The sequence below is a fragment of the Streptomyces asoensis genome (assembly GCF_013085465.1).
GTDB classification, from domain to species: Bacteria; Actinomycetota; Actinomycetes; order Streptomycetales; family Streptomycetaceae; genus Streptomyces; species Streptomyces cacaoi_A.
In genome coordinates, this window is the sequence record NZ_CP049838.1 from 3,936,867 (window position 1) to 3,955,298 (window position 18,432).

General features: G+C 71.6%; 16 protein-coding genes. 5 read left to right on the forward strand and 11 right to left on the reverse strand.

The annotated features are described in order from the left end of the window. Positions 1-17: 17 nt before the first annotated feature. The 3 genes from G9272_RS17520 (at position 18) to G9272_RS17530 (ending at position 3,059) form a co-directional block, all read left to right on the forward strand. Positions 18-905: a carbohydrate ABC transporter permease gene (locus tag G9272_RS17520; protein ID WP_253268208.1), complete on the forward strand. Its 888-nt coding sequence runs from the start codon at positions 18-20 to the stop codon at positions 903-905. A gap of 153 nt (positions 906-1,058) precedes the next feature. After that, a complete protein-coding gene (locus G9272_RS17525) occupies positions 1,059-2,489 on the forward strand; it encodes a GH1 family beta-glucosidase (RefSeq protein WP_171397459.1) in 1,431 nt (476 codons plus the stop codon). 216 nt (positions 2,490-2,705) lie between these two features. After that, on the forward strand, positions 2,706-3,059 hold the full coding sequence (locus tag G9272_RS17530) for a CU044_2847 family protein (protein ID WP_171394570.1): 354 nt from the start codon (positions 2,706-2,708) through the stop codon (positions 3,057-3,059). Between the two features lie 21 nt (positions 3,060-3,080). Here G9272_RS17530 and G9272_RS17535 read toward each other — a convergent pair whose 3' ends face one another. The 8 genes from G9272_RS17535 to G9272_RS17570 all read right to left on the reverse strand — a co-directional run bounded on the left by G9272_RS17535 (position 3,081) and on the right by G9272_RS17570 (position 13,632). Next, entirely contained in the window at positions 3,081-5,102 is a 2,022-nt protein-coding gene (locus G9272_RS17535; RefSeq protein ID WP_301272136.1) for a beta-galactosidase, read from the reverse strand. Further along, complete coding sequence (locus tag G9272_RS17540; protein ID WP_171402040.1) at positions 5,099-6,415, reverse strand: glycoside hydrolase family 36 protein; 1,317 nt, start codon at positions 6,413-6,415, stop codon at positions 5,099-5,101. Before G9272_RS17540 ends, G9272_RS17535 begins: the two co-directional genes overlap by 4 nt. A 61-nt stretch (positions 6,416-6,476) precedes the next feature. Further along, on the reverse strand, positions 6,477-7,361 hold the full coding sequence (locus G9272_RS17545) for a carbohydrate ABC transporter permease (RefSeq protein WP_171397460.1): 885 nt from the start codon (positions 7,359-7,361) through the stop codon (positions 6,477-6,479). After that, complete coding sequence (locus G9272_RS17550) at positions 7,358-8,338, reverse strand: carbohydrate ABC transporter permease (RefSeq protein ID WP_171397461.1); 981 nt, start codon at positions 8,336-8,338, stop codon at positions 7,358-7,360. Before G9272_RS17550 ends, G9272_RS17545 begins: the two co-directional genes overlap by 4 nt. A 33-nt stretch (positions 8,339-8,371) precedes the next feature. Continuing rightward, positions 8,372-9,688 carry an ABC transporter substrate-binding protein gene (locus G9272_RS17555; protein WP_171397462.1) on the reverse strand — a complete coding sequence of 439 codons (1,317 nt, stop codon included), beginning with the start codon at positions 9,686-9,688 and terminating at the stop codon, positions 8,372-8,374. Positions 9,689-9,903: 215 nt separating this feature from the next. After that, the gene (locus G9272_RS17560) at positions 9,904-11,373 is read right to left on the reverse strand and encodes a glycoside hydrolase family 18 protein (protein ID WP_171397463.1); all 1,470 of its coding nucleotides are present in this window, start codon (positions 11,371-11,373) and stop codon (positions 9,904-9,906) included. A gap of 166 nt (positions 11,374-11,539) precedes the next feature. After that, the gene (locus G9272_RS17565) at positions 11,540-12,916 is read right to left on the reverse strand and encodes a sensor histidine kinase (RefSeq protein ID WP_171397464.1); all 1,377 of its coding nucleotides are present in this window, start codon (positions 12,914-12,916) and stop codon (positions 11,540-11,542) included. Further along, on the reverse strand, positions 12,913-13,632 hold the full coding sequence (locus tag G9272_RS17570) for a response regulator transcription factor (protein WP_171397465.1): 720 nt from the start codon (positions 13,630-13,632) through the stop codon (positions 12,913-12,915). Before G9272_RS17570 ends, G9272_RS17565 begins: the two co-directional genes overlap by 4 nt. Before the next feature lie 156 nt (positions 13,633-13,788). On the opposite strand from G9272_RS17570, the gene G9272_RS17575 reads away from it, so the two are divergent. Then, on the forward strand, positions 13,789-14,322 hold the full coding sequence (locus G9272_RS17575; RefSeq protein ID WP_171397466.1) for a hypothetical protein: 534 nt from the start codon (positions 13,789-13,791) through the stop codon (positions 14,320-14,322). Between the two features lie 27 nt (positions 14,323-14,349). Here G9272_RS17575 and G9272_RS17580 read toward each other — a convergent pair whose 3' ends face one another. Together G9272_RS17580 and G9272_RS17585 are read right to left on the reverse strand one after the other, a co-directional pair. Further along, positions 14,350-15,216, reverse strand: coding sequence for a spermidine synthase (locus G9272_RS17580; protein ID WP_171397467.1), 867 nt, complete (start codon positions 15,214-15,216; stop codon positions 14,350-14,352). 402 nt (positions 15,217-15,618) lie between these two features. Then, a complete protein-coding gene (locus G9272_RS17585; protein ID WP_171397468.1) occupies positions 15,619-16,008 on the reverse strand; it encodes a hypothetical protein in 390 nt (129 codons plus the stop codon). 255 nt (positions 16,009-16,263) lie between these two features. Here G9272_RS17585 and G9272_RS17590 point away from each other — a divergent pair, with 255 nt between their 5' ends. Beyond that, positions 16,264-17,721: a hypothetical protein gene (locus G9272_RS17590; protein ID WP_171397469.1), complete on the forward strand. Its 1,458-nt coding sequence runs from the start codon at positions 16,264-16,266 to the stop codon at positions 17,719-17,721. A gap of 64 nt (positions 17,722-17,785) precedes the next feature. On the opposite strand, the gene G9272_RS17595 is transcribed toward G9272_RS17590, so the two are convergent. Continuing rightward, positions 17,786-18,379 (reverse strand): histidine phosphatase family protein, encoded by a 594-nt coding sequence (locus tag G9272_RS17595; RefSeq protein WP_171397470.1) that lies wholly within the window; start codon positions 18,377-18,379, stop codon positions 17,786-17,788. Positions 18,380-18,432 lie beyond the last annotated feature (53 nt).

Below are 18,432 nucleotides of genomic sequence, written 5' to 3' on the forward strand. Positions count from 1 at the left end.
CAACGACCGCGAAGTCCGTGGCACCCGAGGACGCCGTGCCGACGGCCCGGAAGGTGCGCCGGCCCAAGTCCGCGCGGGCCGGCGGGCAGATGCACGGCGGCCCGATCGCCTACATCATCCTGGGCGTGTTCACCATCGTTTCGCTGTTCCCGCTGGTGTGGACGGCGATCGCGGCGTCCCGCGACAACAACCGGCTGGCGCAGAACCCGCCGCCCTTCGTGTTCGGCTCGAACCTCTTCCACAACCTGGACGTGGCCTGGAACGACGCGAACCTGGGCAAGGCGTTCGTCAACACGACGATCGTGGCGGGGACTTCGGCGGCGACGATCGTCTTCCTGTCGACGATCGCCGGGTTCGCCTTCGCCAAGCTCCGGTTCCGGGGCCGGGGCGCACTGATGCTGATCGTGATCGGCACGATGATGGTGCCGCCGCAGCTGAGCATCATCCCGCTGTACATGATGGTCGCCGAGCTGGAGTGGACGGACCAGCTCCAGGCGGTGATCCTGCCGTCGCTGGTGAGCGCGTTCGGTGTGTTCTTCATGCGGCAGTACCTCATCCAGGCACTGCCCGACGAGATCATCGAGGCGGCCCGGGTGGACGGCGCGAGCAGCTGGCGCGTGGTGTGGCACGTGGTGTTCCCCGCGGCGCGCCCGGCGATGGCGGTGCTCGGCATGCTGATGTTCGTGCAGACGTGGAACGACTTCCTGTGGCCGTTCCTGGTGCTGAGCCAGACCGGCAACCCGACCGTGCAGGTCGCGGTCGCGGGCCTCGGCCGCGGGTACACCCCGGACCAGTCCCTGATCATGGCGGGCGCGCTGCTGGGCACGCTGCCGCTGCTGCTGGTCTTCGCGATCTTCGGCAAGCAGATCGTGGGCGGCATCATGCAGGGCGCCGTGAAGGGCTGAGGACGCGACGCGACTCCGTACGACGCCCCACTACGCCCTCCCGTCCGTCAGTCCGTGACTTCACGGGGGCCGGGTCACCGCCGCCCCGGCCCCCTCCGCACCACTTCCCCCCCGACCTCGTCGGTCTCGACGACCACCCATGGGAGCGCTTCCATGCCTGAGCCCATTACTCCGGTGACCTTTCCGTCCGCCTTCCTCTGGGGTGCCGCGACCTCCGCGTACCAGATCGAGGGGGCGGTGCGCGAGGGCGGCCGCACCCCCTCGATCTGGGACACCTTCAGCCATACGCCAGGCAAGACGGCCGGTGGCGAAACCGGTGACATCGCTGTCGACCACTACCACCGCTACCGCGACGACGTGGCGCTGATGGCGGAGCTGGGCCTGTCCGCGTACCGCTTCTCCATCTCCTGGTCGCGGGTCCAGCCGACCGGCCGGGGCCCCGCGGTGCAGGTGGGCCTGGACTTCTACCGCCGTCTGGTGGACGAGCTGCTGGCGGCGGGCATCAAGCCGGCCGTCACCCTCTACCACTGGGACCTCCCGCAGGAGCTGGAGGACGCGGGCGGCTGGCCGGAGCGGGACACGGCGTTCCGGTTCGCGGAGTACGCGCAGATCGTCGGCGAGGCGCTCGGCGACCGCGTGGAGAACTGGATCACGCTGAACGAGCCGTGGTGCAGCGCGTTCCTGGGCTACGCGTCCGGGGTGCACGCGCCGGGTCGTACCGAGCCGGTGGCATCGCTGAAGGCGGCGCACCACCTGAACCTGGCGCACGGGCTGGGCACGTCGGCGCTGCGCGCGGCCATGCCGGCCCGCAACTCGGTGGCGATCAGCCTCAACTCCTCGGTGGTGCGCCCGCTCTCCCCGGGTGACCCGGCGGACCTGGCCGCGGTGCAGAAGATCGACGACCTGGCCAACGGCGTCTTCCACGGCCCGATCCTGCGGGGCGCCTACCCGGAGACGCTGCTGGCGGCGACCTCGTCGCTGACGGACTGGTCGTACGTCCTCGACGGCGATCTGCGCGCCATCCACCAGCCGTTGGACGCGCTGGGTCTGAACTACTACACGCCGACGCTGGTCTCGGCGGCGGACGCGTCGGTGCGGGGACCCCGCTCGGACGGTCACGGCGCGAGCGACCACTCGCCGTGGCCGGGCGCGGACGACGTGGCCTTCCACCTGACGCCCGGCGACCGCACGGAGATGGGCTGGTCCATCGACCCGACCGGTCTGCACGAGCTGATCATGCGCTACACGGCGGAGGCGCCGGGCCTGCCCCTCTACATCACGGAGAACGGCGCGGCCTACGACGACAAGCCCGACTCGGACGGCCGCGTCCACGACCCGGAGCGCATCGCCTATCTGCACGGCCATCTCTCGGCGGTCCGGCGGGCGATCGCGGACGGCGCGGACGTGCGGGGCTACTACCTCTGGTCCCTCCTCGACAACTTCGAGTGGGCGTACGGCTACGAGAAGCGGTTCGGCGCGGTGTACGTGGACTACGCGACGCTGACCCGCACCCCGAAGTCGAGCGCGCTGTGGTACGGCCAGGCGGCCCGCACGGGCACCCTGGCGCCGACCGAGACCACCTGACCCGGGGAGCGGGGAGAGGGCGCGGCGGGCTGGGGGCCTGCCGCGCCCTTCGCCGGTGATCGGGGACCCTGTCGGGACTCTGCTCCCTGCTCGGCGAACCGAACCACGACAAGGCGACCCGGGACCTGGTGCCTCCCGGCGCCTATCAGGGCGCCCTCTGCCCCTGAAAGTGCCCCACCACGACGATCGAGGAGGCTGCATGACCGAGCTGGTGCGGTGGACGCCGGACAGCGGCGGCGAGGTGATCGTGGAGGTGCCGCCGGACGCCCGGCCTCCCGGACGGGCGGCCTCGTCGAGTCGGCCGGCACCTCGCTGAGCTCCGCGCTCGGCAACGTCCGCCAGGCCGCGTCGGACGTGTTGGGCCAGTTCCGCGCGATGGACGTCCGGCCGGGCACGATCGAGGTCGAGTTCGGTGTGAAGCTGACCGCGGAGGCCGGCGCCATCATCGCGAAGACGAGCGCCGAAGGCCATCTGAACGTCAAGCTGACCTGGGAGAACGACAATTCGCAGGAGGCACGGCCGACGGACCCCGCCCCCTCCGGCCGACCGGCTCCCGCTCCCTCCGACTGACCGGGTTCCGCACCCTCCGGCTCACCGGTGCCCGCGCGGCTCCCGCACGACCACGACCCCGTAGGGCGGGAGCCCGACCGAACCGTCCCGCACCGACTGCCCGGCGAGCAGTTCGACCGCCCCGTCCGCGACCGCGATCTCGGCTCCCGCCCCCGCGTGGTCGATGAGGAAGAGGTAGTCGGCGTCACTCCCCCGGCGCCGGACCGCCTCCACGCCCGCCGGCACCTCGTCCAGCACCGGCCGCACCCCCGCCTCCTCCCGGACGCGCTCCAGCAGCGCCGCCAGCGTGTCCGGGTCGGGGAGCGTGGCCAGGTACCAGGCGGTGCCCGTGCCGTAGCCGTGCCGCGTCACCGCCGGGACGCCCGCCAGAGCGCCGTCCGTGTACGAGGCCACCACCCGGGCCCCGGCCGGGCGGACCCGCTCCGACCAGAGCGAGCCCGTGCCGCCTGAGTCCAGGCCGACCCGCTCCCCCGGCAGCAACGGGAACAGTTCGTCCGTGCGGACGCCGAGCGCCTCGCGGAACGCGCCCGGGTAACCGCCCAGCCGTACATGGCAGTTCTCGTCCACCGCTCCGCTGTGGAAGCCGACCGCCAGCGTGCCGCCCCGCTCGGCGAAACCGGTCAGGTTCGTCGCGCCCGCGTCGTCGACCAGGTACAGGCTCGGCGCCAGAACGAGGCGGTACGCCGACAGGTCCGCGTCCGGGCGGACGAAGTCCACGGCGACGCCCGCCCGCCACAGCGGCTCGTACCAGGAGCGGACCAGCTCCAGCTGGCGGACCGACTCGCTCGGCTGGGAGGGGAGTTCCAGCGCCCACTTCGCGTCCCAGTCCCAGACGATCGCCGTCTCGGCCGTGCCCGTGCTGCCGCGCACCTCCGCCAACGCCCGCAGATCCGCGCCGAGTTGAACGACGTCCCGCCAGATGACACTGTCCGTGCCCGCGTGCGGGAGCATCGCCGAGTGCCACTGTTCGGCGCCCGCCTTCGCCGCCCGCCACTGGAAGTAGGCGATGCCGTCGGCGCCACGGGCCACGTGCGCCAGGGCGTTGCGGCGCAACTCCCCCGCGGTCTTCGCCCGGTTGACCTGCTGCCAGTTCACGGCGCCCGTCGAGTGCTCCATCAGCAGCCATGGCCGGCCGCCCGCGAGCGAGCGCACCAGATCGCCGCTCATCGCGATGTCGATCTCCGACTCGGGGTCCGTGGAACGGAGGTAGTGGTCGTTCGAGACGATGTCCAGCTCCGGTGCCCAGCGCCAGTAGTCCAGCGCGTCGAAGTTGTACATCACCATGAAGTTGGTGGTCGCGGGCACCGCCGGGGCGGCTTCCGCCAGCACCTCCCGCTCCGCCGTGCACAGGGACAGCAGCGCGTCGCTGGAGAAACGGCGCCAGTCCAGCCGGTGCGTGGGGTTCGGGACCGCGCCGGTCGCGCGGGGCGGCAGGATCTCGTCCCAGTCGTAGTACCACTGACTCCAGAAGGCGGTGCCCCAGGCGTCGTTCAGCGCGGCCAGGTCGTCGCCGTACCGGTCGCGCAGCCAGTCCCGGAACGCCGCCGCGCTCGCGTCGCAGAAGCACTCCGCGTTGTGACAGCCGTACTCGTTGTGGACGTGCCACATGACCACCGCGGGGTGGTCCGCGTACCGCTCGCCCAGCGCGCGGGCGATCCGCAGCGCGGCCTCCCGGTAGGCGGGGCTGCTCGGGCAGAACGTCTGGCGGCTGCCGTACGACAGTCCCCGGCCGTCCCGGTCCACCGGCAGCGCCTCGGGGTGGGCCCGGAAGAACCAGGCCGGCGGCGCGGCCGTCGGGGTGGCCAGGTCGGCGGCGATGCCGTGGGCGTAGAGCATGTCGAGGACGCGGTCGAGGCGCGAGAAGTCGTACATGCCCTCGGCGGGTTCCAGCAACGCCCACGAGAAGATGTTGACGCTGACCATGGTCACCCCGGCCTCGGCCATGAGGCGCATGTCCTCGGCCCAGACCTCCTCCGGCCACTGCTCGGGGTTGTAGTCGCCGCCGTAGGCGATGCCGGGGACGTCCAGCACGCGACGCGTCACCGGTCGCCTCCCGACAGCAGACGGCGGGTGGTGTCCACGCCCCAGATGTCGAGCGACAGCAGCCGGTCGCTGGACGCCATCAGGCCGCCGGTCGCCTCCACATGCGCGGCCCACCGCTCCCGGGTCTCCACCGCCGGGCGGGCCATCAGACAGTCGGGGTCGTTGGTCCAGAGCCGGCCGTGCTGCCACTGACGGCCGGCGCCTGTGAACTCGGCCGGGTCCTGGCCTGGCTGGCTGAAGTCGTCGGCCTCGGGGCGGCGGTGCGGGGCCGTGTCGGGGCTGACCCGCATCGCGTCGAAGAGACCGAGGGAGGGCAGGATCGGCGCGCCGCAGCCCAGGAGGTACGCGTCCGGACCGATCGCCGCGCGGATCAGCTCGATGCCCGAGCGGTAGGCCGTCAGCGCGTCCACGGTGTCGTCGTGCCGTACGCCGTCCAGCGCGCCCGCGTAGAGGAAGTCGACCTTGAAGTAGTCGTAGCCCTCGGCGCGCAGCGTCCGGAAGACGTCCGTCAGGTAGGCCGCCGCCTCGGGGTGGGTGGTGTCGAGGACCCGCAGGTCGTGGCCCCAGTTGCGGCCGGCGTGCGCGAAACCGCCGTCGGCGGAGCGGACCAGCCATTCGGGGTGCCGGGCGGCCAGCTCGCTGCTCGGGTCGACCAGGAAGGGCGCCGTCCAGATGCCCGCGCGGCGGCCCCGGGCGCGGATGGCGTCGGCGATGCCGGAACGGGAGCGGAAACGGCCCGAGAGGATGAGCCAGTCGCCCAGGGCGCGCTGGTAGCCGTCGTCGATCTGGACGACGTCGACGGGCAGGTCGAGGGTGTCCATCGCGCGGAGATTCTCGTGGATGTCGTCCTCGGTGACGGCGGTGAAGTACTCGTACCAGGAGCACCAGACGGTCGGCGCGGGGCGGGGGGCCACGAGGCCGAGCCCGGCGGCCCAGTCGGACAGGAGCGCCTGGATGTCGGTGCCCGTGTACTCCTTCACCGGGCCGTCGGCGCTGATCTCCGCCACGGATCCGGCCGGGGTGAGGCGGATGGACGGCACCTCCCGCACCGGGTCCGGCGCCGCCCACAGGCGGACCGGTGAGCCGTCGCCGGGGTCGAGGGCCAGCAGCCCCTCCCCCTGGAAGGCTCCCGCGGGGACGGTGGCCCCGGGGCGGTAGCAGACCGTCGCCCAGTTGTCGTTCGTCGGGCGGTACGGGGTGTCGCGGAGCGCGTAGGTACCGCTCGGGCTCCAGGACTGCCAGCCCTCCTCGTGGACGCGGGCACGACGCGGGTCCACGGGGACGGCGGCCACCGGGGTGAAGGGGTGGTGCACGGGGTTCTCTTTCACGGGGAGGGGCTCGCGGGGAGGGGGCACGCGGAGAGGGGGGCGGCGGTCAGCCCTTGTTGGCGCCCAGGGTCAGGCCGCTGACGAACTGGCGCTGGAGCACGAAGTACACGATCAGCGTGGGGATCGCGGTGAGCAGGGCACCGGCGGCGACCAGGTTGGGGTCGGTGAAGTACTGGCCGGAGAGGTTGTTCAGGGCCGAGGTGATCGGCATGTTCTCACCGGTGGAGATCAGCACGATCGCCCAGAAGAAGTCGTTGTAGATCCAGATGGAGAGCAGGGTCGCCAGGGCCGCCATCGCGGGCTTGCACAGCGGCAGCACGATCTGCCAGTACAGCCGCCAGACGGACGCGCCGTCGACCAGCGCGGCCTCGGTCAGCTCGTGCGGCAGCGAGCGCATGTAGTTGCTCAGCACGAAGGCGCAGAAGCCGGACTGGAACGCCACGTGGATCAGGACCAGGCCGAGCGCGGAGTCGTAGAGCTTGCCGCTGACCGTGATGCCCGGCAGGTCGACGAGGAGGTACAGGCGGTACAGCGGGGTGATGATCACCTGCTGCGGGAGCAGGTTGCCGGCCGTGAACACCAGGAGCAGGAACAGGTTGACCCGGAAGTCGAAGCGGCTGACGTAGAAGGCCACGCACGACGACAGGAAGAGGGTCAGGAGCACGGCGGGGACCGCGATCAGCAGCGTGTTGCCGAAGTAGTGCAGCATGTCCGACTGCTGGAACGCGTCCGTGAAGTTGTCCAGGCCGAGTTTGTCGGGCCAGGAGACATAGCCCTTCTCGCTGGTCTCCGCGTAGGGGCGCAGGGCCGCGAACAGGGCCCACAGCAGGGGCGCCAGCCAGGCCAGGGACGTCACGACGAGGAACGTGTGCAGCAGGATCCGGGCGGGGCGGACGGGGGTGCGCTGCTTGGACGCGAGGGTCGCGCTCATGCTCGCCGCTCCTTCCGGAAGGTCGCGATCAGGTACGGGATGATCACGGCGAGGGAGATCACCAGCAGGACGACGGCGATCGCCGATCCGTATCCGATGCGGCTGGACTCGCCGATGATGTTGTTGGTGACCAGGATCGACAGCAGTTCGGTCCCCTGGGCGCCCTTGTTGAAGACGAAGACCAGGTCGAAGGCGCGCAGGGCCTCGATGATCGTCACCACGAGGACGACGGTGTTCGTGGGCCGCAGGGTCGGGAAGATGACGTTCTTGAACGTCTGCCACTCGTTCGCGCCGTCCAGTGCGGACGCCTCGCGCAGGGCCGGGTCGACGCTCTTCAGACCGGCCAGGTAGAGGATCATCATGTAGCCGGCGTGCCGCCAGGAGGCGGCGATGAGGATGGCCCAGAGGTTGAGGTCCGGGTCGCCGATCCAGTCGATGTAGTGGCCCGGCTCGTTGGCGCCGATCAGGCTGTTGATCAGGCCCGTGTCCGGGTTGTAGACCAGCTGCCAGACGAAGCCGATGACGGCCATGGAGACCACGACCGGCAGGAAGAAGGCCGTCTGGTAGACCCGGCTGAACCGGATCTTCTTGTCCAGCTGGACCGCCAGGAAGAGCCCGAACGGGGTCGGGATCAGGATGAGCACGACGAACCAGATGACGTTGTGCTGGACGGCGGGCCAGAACTGCGGGTTGTTGCTGAACAGCTCCCTGAAGTTGTCCAGCCCGACCCACTTGATCGAGTCGAAGCCGATGCCGTCCCAGGTGGTGAAGGCGAGGGCGACGGAGGCGAGGGCGGTGACCCAGACGAGGGCCACGTGCAGGATCGTCGGCACGCCCGCCATCAGGCCGAGCGTGAGCCGGTCGCGGCGGGTCAGCAGGCGCCGGTGGCCCTGCGGAGCGCGCTTCTTCGGGGTCGCGGTGCCCGGAGGCGGCTCGGCGGCCGCCTCCGGGATCTGCGTGGTCGTTTCGGAGCTCATGTGTCGGTGCTCATCCGCCTCGGCTCGAGCGTCTCAGCCGGACGCGAAGATCGTCTTCTTCTGACGCTCGATCGACGTCAGCAGGCTGTCGATCCCCTTGGGATCGCGGACGAACTTCTGGAGCGCGGGCTGCATCACCGTGGAGGTGAAGTCGGGCCGGCTGTCACGGTCCATGAACTGCGTGAGGTGCTTGGCGCCGCTGATCATCGCGTACGCCTTCTTCTGCAAGGCGGTGTACGAGGAGGTGTCGGCCTTGGAGGAGGCGGCGACGACGCTCGGGTCGGCCTTGAGGTAGATCGCCTCGGCCTCCGGGGTGCCCAGGTACTCCAGGAGCTTGACGGCGGACGCCTTGCTCTTCGGGGCCTTGGAGAGCATGAAGCCGTCGGTGGGCGCCTCGACGGTGTCCTGGCCGTAGGCCGGGTCGATCTCCGGGAAGGCGAAGAAGTCGAGGTCGTCGGCGTCGGCCTGGTTGGTGAACTGCTGCGCCACGAAGGTGCCCAGCAGATACATGCCGGCCTTCTTGGAGACGAGGGTCTGGGCGGCGTCCTGCCAGGTGCGGCCGACGGCGCCGTCCTGGTGGTAGGGGAGGATCTCGGCCCAGTGGTCGAAGGTCTTGCGGACCTTCGCGTCGGTCCAGGAGGCCTTGCCCGCCATCAGCTCGACATGGAAGTCGTAGCCGTTGGTGCGGAAGTTGATCTGGTCGAAGGTGCCGAGCGCGGGCCAGGCGTCCTTGTCACCGAAGGCTATGGGGACGAGCCCGTCCTTCTTCATCTGCTTGCACAGGGCGACGAGCTGGTCCCAGGTGGTGGGGACGGTGTACCCGTGCTGCTGGAAGACGCTCTTCCGGTAGAACAGCGCCCAGGGGTACGTGTACAGCGGCACGAAGTAGTACTTGCCGTCCGCGCCCTTGCTGAGCGCCTTCATGGCGTCGGGGAAGTTGCCGCCGATCTTCTGCCACACGTCGTCGATCGGGGTGGCGAGCTTCTTGGCCGCGAAGAACTGCATGCGGTAGCCGGCGAACCAGTTGAACACGTCGTCCGGGGTGCCCTGGAGGTAGGAGTTGATCTGCTCCTGGAACGTGTTGTGGTCCTTGGTGTTCACGTCGACCGTGATCCCGGACTGCTTCTTGAAGGCCGCGTAGATCTCCGCGAAGGCCTTCTTCGGGACGGCGTCGGAGGCGTTGGAGCCGAGGGTGACGGTCTTCGGGTCGGCCGCGGTGCCACTGCCGCCGCAGGCGGAGAGCAGGGGTATGCCGGCGCCGAGCACGGCCGCGCCGCCCATACCGCGCAGAAGGGTGCGACGGCTCGGGGAGGGGAGAGCGAGGCGGCCGGAGGGGGAGAGGTGGTGCATGAACGGCTCCTGACGCGAGGTTCGGCCACGGTGTGTGGCTGAAAGCCGGTCGCAATCGACCAGAAATCAACTTGACCGAACACGGGGTGGCGCAATAACAGCCGTATGTCCGGTCATGCGTCAAGAGCCGCTGGCTTCATTTGTCGAAACGTAATCGACACACCTTGATCACTTACATGATCATTTCCCGCTCCCCCTCTTGATCGTTCAATTGATCACTTGTAGGCGGCGAACGCCTTCGAGAACGCGGAGTCGGTCTGGACGATCGAGCTGCACGTCGCGTCCGCGTAGTTCTTGGCCCCGCCCGCGCACTGCTTGTCCCGGGTGGCCGACCACATCGACAGCGGGCCGAGCCCCTTGGCCTTGGCGAAGGCGACGAGCTGGGCGGCGTCGTCGACCTTGAATATCTCGGACGTGACGTCGTTCACACCGATCATCGGGGTGACCCCGACCGTCTTCCAGGCCTCGCTGTCACCGAGCCCGAGGACGCTCTTGACCTGCGCCTGGGTGGCGGTGGCGGCCTGCTCGGCGTAGGTCCCCATGTCGCCGCTGTACGCCGGCCCGTAGTCCATCGCCATGATGTTGACGGTGTCGATCCCGACGTCGGCCGACTTGGCGCCGGCCAGCAGGTTCACGCCGTCCTGCGTCAGCCCCTCGGGCATGACGGGGAGCGTGAACGACACGTCCAGGTTCGGGTGCTGCTGCTGGAGCTTGGCGATCGCCTGGGCGCGGCGGGTGTTGGCCGCGGTGTCGGGCAGCGCGCCGCCCTCGATGTCGAAGTCCACCTTGGTGAGCTGGTAGGCGTCCACCGCCTTTCCGTACGCCGCCGCCAGCGCGTCCACCGAGGAGCAGGTCGTCGCCAGCTCGGTGCCGGAGGCGCCGCCGAAGGAGACCCGGACGTCACCGCCCTTGGCCCGCAGGGCCCCGATCTGCGCGGCCACGCCGTCGCTCGCGAGGTCGGTCACACCGCCCCACTTGGGCGTGCAGCCGCCGCCGTCGGTGACGAACGCCAGGTTGTAGTCCTTCACCCCGGTCGCGCTCGCGCTCGCCAGGAGGTCGAAGGCGGGATAGAGGGAGGTGTCGACGTAGGGGGCGAACCCGGCGGATGCGGTGGTGCCGGTACCGGTGCTCGCGCTGGTGCTCGGGGCGGGAGAGGAGGGGGTCGCGGGAGAGGAGGGCGAGGAGGTGGCGGTCGGGCTCGGGGCCGTGGTGGGACTCGCGGTCGTCGTCGGTCGGCCGCTCGGCTCGGGCGTGGCGCCGTCGTCGGCGGAACACTTGGCGCCGTCGACCAGACAACCGGCGGGATCCCCGCTGCCGTTGACGACGAAGCCGACGGTGACGGACTCCCCGACGGCCAGCCCGTCGGTGTCCCACTCGGGCGGCGAGACGGTGACATGCCGCCCGCTGACGGCGGACTCGCCGTTCCACAGGGAACTCAGCTTCGCCCCGGCCGGCAGATCGAACTCGAGCTTCCAGCCCGCCTTGACCTGACCGCTGTTGTTCGTCACGACGTACTGCGCGGTGTACCCCGTCGACCAGTCGCTGGTCCTGGTGTAGGCCGCCCCGACCCCGGCCGCCTGCGCGGTACCGCCGAGCAGAACGGCCCCGCCGCCCACCACGGCCGCGGCGACCGCGCCGCCGATCATCTTGTTCCTGCCGCTGATCCTGCGCCGATGCGTGCTCATCACGTGCCTGCCTTCATTGCTCACGGGGGTTCCCGGGGGTGGGGTGCGGCAGCACGCTAGCGATCCCCAACCGGGCAAAACGCCTGATAGGGACGGCCGTTGAGGTCCTTAGGGAGCGCTTAAGGAACACATCGGGGGCGGTTAAAGGTCGAGACCAATTCGCTCCTCAGGAGCGGCCGGCGACCGCCCGTCGCCGTCTGCGGACAGCCCCCCGGTGGCCCCTGCGCACCGGCTCCCGCCCGTCCAGCTGGATCCAGAGCCGCACCTCGGTGCCACCCAGTACCGAGGAGCCGATGCGGACGTCACCGCCCGTCGACTCGGCGAGTCGGCGGACGATGTCCAGGCCGAGGCCGGTCGAGCCCGCGGTGCCCGAGCCCCGGCCGCGCGCCATCGCCGCCTCGGGGTCACGGATGCCCGGGCCCGCGTCCGAGACGAGCACGATCACCGCGTCCTCGCCGTTGTGGACGTCGACCGCGAAGGCCGTGCCCTCGGGGGTGTGGCGGAAGACGTTGCCGAGCAGGGCGTCCAGGGCGGCGGCGAGGTCGGTACGGGCCACGGGTATGCGGACCGGGCGGTCCACACCGGCCGTGCGCACCTTGCGGCCCTCGTCCTCCGCAAGCGCCGACCAGAACGCCATCCGCTCCCGGACCACCTCCGCCGCGTCGCAGCCCGCGCCCGGACCGGCGGCCGCCGTCTGCGGCTTGGCCTCCCGCGCCGTCCGGATGATCGTGTCGACCTCGCGCTCCAGTTGGGCGACGGCGGTTCTCGTCTGCTCGGCGGCCGCAGACCCGCCCAGGGAGGCCGCGTTGAGCCGCAGCACGGTCAGCGGGGTCCGCAGCCGGTGGGACAGATCCGCCGCCAGTTCCCGCTCGTTGGCCAGCAGTTGGACCACCTGATCCGCCATCGAGTTGAACGCCACCGCCGCGAGGCGCAGTTCGTTCGGCCCCTCCTCGGGCACTCTCGCCCCGAGCTTGCCCTCCCCCAGCTCGTGCGCCCCCTCGACCAGTCGCCTGGCCGGCTGCACCATCCGTACGCCCAGCCGGTCGGCCACGGCGACCGAGCCGACGACCAGCGCGGCCCCGACCGCCGCCAGCACCGCCCAGGCCGTGCCGACGCCGTTGCTCACCTCGGACTCGGGGACGAACACCTCGATCACCACGGTCCCCAGGCTCAGCGCGACCGGCTGGAGCAGTGCGGAGCCTCCGGGAACCTCGGTGGTGGAGGCGCGGCCCAGCTTCCGTACGGCCGCGATGTCCGCGTCCGCGGCACGCTGCCGGCCGAGGTCGACGGCGGCCCGGCCGTCGCTCGCCGGCAGGTGCACCGCCATGCCGTCGTCGGAGCCCGCCGAGGCGACGACCCGCTCCAACTGGTCGCGGTCGGTCGTGATGGACAACGCCGGGACCACGACCGCGGCCTCCCGCTCGGCGTTGGAGAACGCGCGGTCGCGGGCCATCTCCTTGATGACGAGACCGAGCGGGACGGCGAAGGCGACCACGACCATCGTGGTGACCGCCAGACAGACCTTGACCAGTGCCCATCTCATCGGATCGGTCCCGTCCCCCCGGAGTCGCAGACGGGCGGCTCCAGCTTCACGCCGACACCCCGCAGGGTGTGCAGATAGCGCGGCCGCGCCGCCGTCTCGCCCAGCTTGCGGCGCAGCCAGGACAGATGGACGTCGATGGTCTGGTCGTCGCCGTAGGACTGCTGCCACACCTCGGCAAGCAGTTCCCGGCGCGCGACCACGACCCCCGGCCGGCCCGCGAGGAAAGCCAGCAGGTCGAACTCGCGGCGGGTCAGGTCGAGCCGTACGCCGTCCAGCTCGGCCTGGCGGCGCAGCGGGTCGACGGTCAGACCGCCGACGCGGATGACGCTGGAGGGCGAGGCCTCCGCGGCACCGGACCGGGCCCGCCGCAGCACGGCCGCCATCCGCGCCGACAGATGCTCCACGGAGAACGGCTTGGTCAGGTAGTCGTCCGCGCCCGCGTTCAGCAGCCGGACGATCTCCGTCTCGTCGTCGCGCGCGGTGGCGATGATGACCGGCACGTCCGTGATGCCGCGCAGCATCTTCAGGGCCTCGGAGCCGTCCAGATCGGGCAGGCCTAGGTCGAGAATGACCACGTCGAAGCGGAAATGGGCGACCTCGCGCAGCGCCTCCAGCGCCGTACCGACGCTGCGCACGAGGTGCGAGGCGTCGGTCAGCTGCCGGATGAGCGCCGAGCGTACGAACTGGTCGTCCTCGACCACGAGCACACTTGCCATGCGCCGCAACCTACGCCATGCAGACGAGGGTCATTCGGGCCTGTGGACAACTCGGCCCCTGTGGACGACCGGTGAGGCGACCGTGCGCGGCCGAGGGGACAGCCGGGGCGACTTCCGTGCGACACGGGTGAGGCGCGTGGGGCAAGATGGCCCGCGATGCGCAGAGGACTCGTACTCGTACTGGCCTGGTCGCTCGCCACGGGCGCGGCGGTCACGCTGTCGTGGTGGGGTGTCCACACGGTGATGGCGGGCACGGCCTACGACCCGCCGCGCGCCCTGCCGCTCACCGCGGGTGACGCGATCGCGCAGGAGTCGAAGCCGCCGGCCTCGCCGACGAGCAGCCCGTCCGCGTCGCGGAGCCCGTCCCCGACGCCGAGCCGGACCCCGGCGTCCCCGTCCCCCTCGCGGACGGCGGCGACCGCCGGCCCCTCCCCCAGCGCCTCCGGCACGCCTCAGGGCACGTCCCGGGGCACGGTCAAGAGCTACGACACCGACGGCGGGCTGGTCGTCTTCGATCTGGGCAAGGTCTCCGCGTCGCTGGTCTCGGCGACGCCGGGCGCGGGCTGGTCGATGCAGGTGTGGAAGACGGAGTCGTGGATCCGGGTGGAGTTCAGCTCCGGCGCGGACCGGGTGTCGGTGTTCTGCACCTGGCACGACGGGCCGCCCCGGGTGGAGGTGGGCACGTACTGACGCCGGGGCTCCGGCCGGCCGGCGGGCCTAGCGGAAGACCGAGGGCGGCGGGGCCGGTGAGGCCACCGCCGACGCGTCCACGACCGGTACCGCGCCGCCGGTGAAGTCGGTGAGCGCCCTGCCGTGCTCGACCCGGCCGGGGTGGGGGTCGGAGGCAGCCCTGCGGGTCAGTTCGGCGGTCGGCAGCGGCAGGTCGGAGGCGACGAGTACGGCGTTGCCGAACCGTTTGCCGCGCAGCACGGTCGGGTCCGCGACCAGCGCGAGTTCCGAAAACCGGGCGGCGGCGGTGGCGATCTGGCCGCGCAGGTGCGCCAGCGGGGGGCCGTCGGCGAGGTTGGCGGCGTAGGCACCGCCGGGCTTGAGCGCCCTGCGGACCTCGTCGAGGAACTCGGTCGAGGTGAGGTGGGCGGGGGTCCGGGCGCCGCTGAACACATCGGCCAGGACGAGATCCGCCCACCCGTCGGGCACCTTGGCGAGCCCTTGGCGTGCGTCGACCGACCTCACCCTGATACGCGCCCCCGGGTCCAGCGGCAGCTCCCGGCGCACCAGTTGGACGAGGGCCGCGTCCCGTTCGACGACCTGCTGGGTGGAGCGGGGGCGGGTGGCGGCGACGTACCGGGCGAGGGTGAACGCGCCGCCGCCGAGATGCACGACGTGCAGGGGCTTGCCGGGCGGTGCGACGAGGTCGATGACATGACCGAGGCGCCGCTGGTACTCGAAGGAGAGATGGGCGGGGTCGTCGAGGTCCACGTGTGACTGGGGGGCTCCGTCGATGAGCAGCGTCCAGGCCCGCGCCCGGTCCCGGTCGGGTACGAGCTGGGCGAGCCCGCCGTCGACGGGCTCGACGACGGCGTCGGCGTCCCGCTCGCGCCGGGTGTTCCTGGACTTTGCCATGACAGCATTTTCGCAGGCCGCGAGCGCTCCCCGCGCGCCCGCCCGGACAGCGGCCGGACGGCTGCCGGGCAGCGGCCGGGAGCGGCCGGGAGCGGCCGGGCAGCGGCCGGGAGCAGCCGGGAGCGGCCGGGCAGCGGCCGGGAGCAGCCGGGCAGCGGCCGGGCAGCGGCCGGGAGCGGGCCGCACAAGCAGGCGAGCATCAACCGGACAAGCGGGCGAGCAGGAGCCGGACGAGCGGACGAGCATCGGCCGGACCGGCGGGCGAGCAGGAGCCGGACGAGCGTCGGCCGGACCGGCGGGCGAGCTGGAGCCGGGGAGCCGTCACGGAGCTCACGGTCACGCGCGCGTTCGCTCGGGGCCCACGCGCGGCCGGGTGCCGCGCCCGTCACATCGGAGGCGTCCTCACCGGCAGCTGTCCGCCGCCTCGATCAGCCGCGCCGCCTCACCCAACGCCCGCCGCAGCACCGCCGGATCCGTCGCGAGGTCCGCCTCGCCGGGGGGCACCAGCCAGTCCGAGCCCTCGACCGGCGACTCGGGGGCGAGTCGCAGTCCCCTGCCGTCGGTCCTCGTACAGGTACTGCCCGGCATGTCCCATGCCGCCGCCGTCCCGGCCGGCACCACGAAGCCGAGCGTGTCGTCGCCGTCGTCGTGCAGGACGGGCCCCACACCGTCCCCCGTCGCCCCCCTCCGCAGGATGTCGACCGCCTCCAACCCCTGACGGGTCGGCACCGTCACCAGGTCGCACGCCGCCACCGAAGTCATAGAAGGAACATTGCTCTGGCTGGTCTCCATCCCGGCCTCCACCGCGCAGCCCGCTGTATTCCACAAGGCTCAACGCCCCACGACGTCAAGGGCTACGGCGGAAGTCCGCCGCAAAGGATGGCAGTTCATGGCAGAACGCGGATGAGATATCCGGTTTGTAGCCAAACAGCGCATGGCGGCCCGACCGCAGCAGGTACGTTCTTGCCCGCCGGGAACAAGGGTGCCACACGGACAACTCATCCCTATTCCGGCATGGTTCGACGGTTCGCACGAGAGGACCCGGCCATGGCGTCGTCAACGGTGACCCCACCTCGGCCCGACCGGCCGGCACGGCCCAACCTCGCCTTCCGCCGCCTGCGCGGACATCGCTCACCCGCCGAGTTCGCCGCACTCGTGCGGCGGGCCGCGCGTGAGATCGGCGAGCGCGTCAGCTGTGACGCGCGCTACATCGGGCGCGTCGAGGCGGGCGAGATCCGCTGCCCCAACTACGCGTACGAGCGGGTGTTCCTGCACATGTTCCCCGGCCGCACGCTCACCGATCTGGGGTTCGCGCCCCGTGCGTCCGTGCGCGGACGAGGGGCGCGTGCTCCCGAGGACGCGCCCTGCGCGCACACCACAAGACCGGAGCGCACTACCAGTGACGAGCGGAACACGGGTGAGACGGGTGGGGCGCACAAGCCGTATGACACGCAGGACCCGTACGACAAGCACCACAACCACGAGGAGAGCGACGTGCTGCGTCGCGCATTCATGACCGGCGGAGGTGCCACCATGGCCGCCGCCACGCTGGGCCCCCTCGGGCTCGCCCACGACGCGTCGGCGGATCGTCCCGTGCGCCGCGCGGGAGCGAGCGAGGCCGGTGCCCTCGAAGAAGCGGTCCGCAGGATCCGGCTGCTGGACGACCGGCACGGGGCCGACGGTCTCTACCGGCGCGCGGCCGCTCCGCTGCGCGCCGCCTACGCGCTGCTGGACGCCGGGACGACCCGGCAGACGACCGCCGACCGGCTCCACTCGGGCGCCGGGGAGCTCGCCATCTCGGTGGGCTGGCTGGCACACGACTCGGGCCGGTTCGACGACGCGCGCTCGCACTACGCGGAGGCGCTGGCGACCGCCCGGATGACCGGGGACCAGGGACTGGAGGCGCACGCCTTCTGCAACACGGCGTTCCTGGCACGCGACGCGGGCCGGCCCCGGGAGGCCGTCCGCGCCGCCCAGGCCGCGCAGCGCGTCGGCCGTCCCCTGGGCTCGCCCCGCCTGATGTCGCTGCTGGCGCTGCGCGAGGCGGGCGGCTGGGCGGGGCTCGCCGACCGCACCGGCTGCGAGCAGGCCCTCGTCCGCGCACAGGCCCTCTACGACCGGGGTCCCTGCGACAGCGACCCCGAGTGGATGAGCTTCTACGGCGAGGCCGAGCTCGAGGGGCTCGAGGCGCAGTGCTGGTCGACGCTGGGCGACTGGCCGCGCGCGGCCCGGCACGCGAAGCGGGCGGCGGACCTCCAGGACCCGCACTTCTCCCGGAACATCGCGCTGTACACGGCCGAACTGGCGGACGACCTCGCGCGCGGGGGTCATCCCGACGAGGCGGCGGTGGCCGGGATCCGGGTCCTCGACCTGCTGGACCAGGTCCAGTCGTCCCGGATCCAGACGATGCTGGCGGGTACGGCCAGGGTGCTGCTGCCGCACCGGCGGGCGGGCGGCGTGTCCACGTTCCTGGAGCGGCACGCCTCGACACCGCGGATGGTGTGAGACCCGGTTCCCGGAACCGCCCGTGGTCACCGCGACCGCCCGTGGTCACCGCGACCGCCCTCGGCTACCCGAGATGCCCGAGGTCGTTCCAGCTCTCGATCGCCGGTTCGCCGTAGGCCCAGCCCAGGACCGACAGTGACGTCGGGTTCAGGCGGATCCGGGCCGCGAAGTCCAGCGGCAGACCCAGCCAGCGTGCCCCGATGGAGCGGAGAATGTGCCCGTGGGCGAAGATCAGCACGTCCCGGTCGGCCGAGCGGGCCCAGGCGACGGCCTCGTCCGCACGGGCGGTCACCTCGGCGAGCGTCTCGCCCTCGGGGACGCCGTCGCGCCAGATGAGCCAGCCGGGCCGGGCGGCCTGGATCTCGGCGGGCGTCATGCCCTCGTAGGCGCCGTAGTGCCACTCCATGAGGGTGTCCCAGGTGGTGGCCCGCTCACCGAAGCCGGCCAGCTCGCACGTCTCACGCGCGCGTGCCAGCGGGCTGGTGCGTATCTCCACGTCCGTCAGGCCGTCGTACGGCGGCCTGCGCAGCCGCTCGCCGAGCAGCTTGGCACCCCGGCGACCCTCCTCCAGGAGCGGCACATCGGTCCTGCCGGTGTGCTTGCCGGACAGCGACCACTCCGTCTGTCCGTGCCGGGCCAGCAGGATGCGCGGTGCCATGGGGGACCTTTCCGGAAAAACCCTGAGCGGAATCAGGGGAGAAATCAGGGGCG

Bases quoted from the DNA above. Each gene is read 5' to 3' on its own strand.
- G9272_RS17525 (WP_171397459.1), top strand. From the start codon at position 1,059: ATGCCTGAGCCCATTACTCCGGTGACCTTTCCGTCCGCCTTCCTCTGG.
- G9272_RS17545 (WP_171397460.1), bottom strand. From the start codon at position 7,361: ATGAGCGCGACCCTCGCGTCCAAGCAGCGCACCCCCGTCCGCCCCGCC.
- G9272_RS17550 (WP_171397461.1), bottom strand. From the start codon at position 8,338: ATGAGCTCCGAAACGACCACGCAGATCCCGGAGGCGGCCGCCGAGCCG.
- G9272_RS17555 (WP_171397462.1), bottom strand. From the start codon at position 9,688: ATGCACCACCTCTCCCCCTCCGGCCGCCTCGCTCTCCCCTCCCCGAGC.
- G9272_RS17560 (WP_171397463.1), bottom strand. From the start codon at position 11,373: ATGAGCACGCATCGGCGCAGGATCAGCGGCAGGAACAAGATGATCGGC.
- G9272_RS17565 (WP_171397464.1), bottom strand. From the start codon at position 12,916: ATGAGATGGGCACTGGTCAAGGTCTGTCTGGCGGTCACCACGATGGTC.
- G9272_RS17570 (WP_171397465.1), bottom strand. From the start codon at position 13,632: ATGGCAAGTGTGCTCGTGGTCGAGGACGACCAGTTCGTACGCTCGGCG.
- G9272_RS17575 (WP_171397466.1), top strand. From the start codon at position 13,789: ATGCGCAGAGGACTCGTACTCGTACTGGCCTGGTCGCTCGCCACGGGC.
- G9272_RS17580 (WP_171397467.1), bottom strand. From the start codon at position 15,216: ATGGCAAAGTCCAGGAACACCCGGCGCGAGCGGGACGCCGACGCCGTC.
- G9272_RS17585 (WP_171397468.1), bottom strand. From the start codon at position 16,008: ATGGAGACCAGCCAGAGCAATGTTCCTTCTATGACTTCGGTGGCGGCG.
- G9272_RS17590 (WP_171397469.1), top strand. From the start codon at position 16,264: ATGGCGTCGTCAACGGTGACCCCACCTCGGCCCGACCGGCCGGCACGG.
- G9272_RS17595 (WP_171397470.1), bottom strand. From the start codon at position 18,379: ATGGCACCGCGCATCCTGCTGGCCCGGCACGGACAGACGGAGTGGTCG.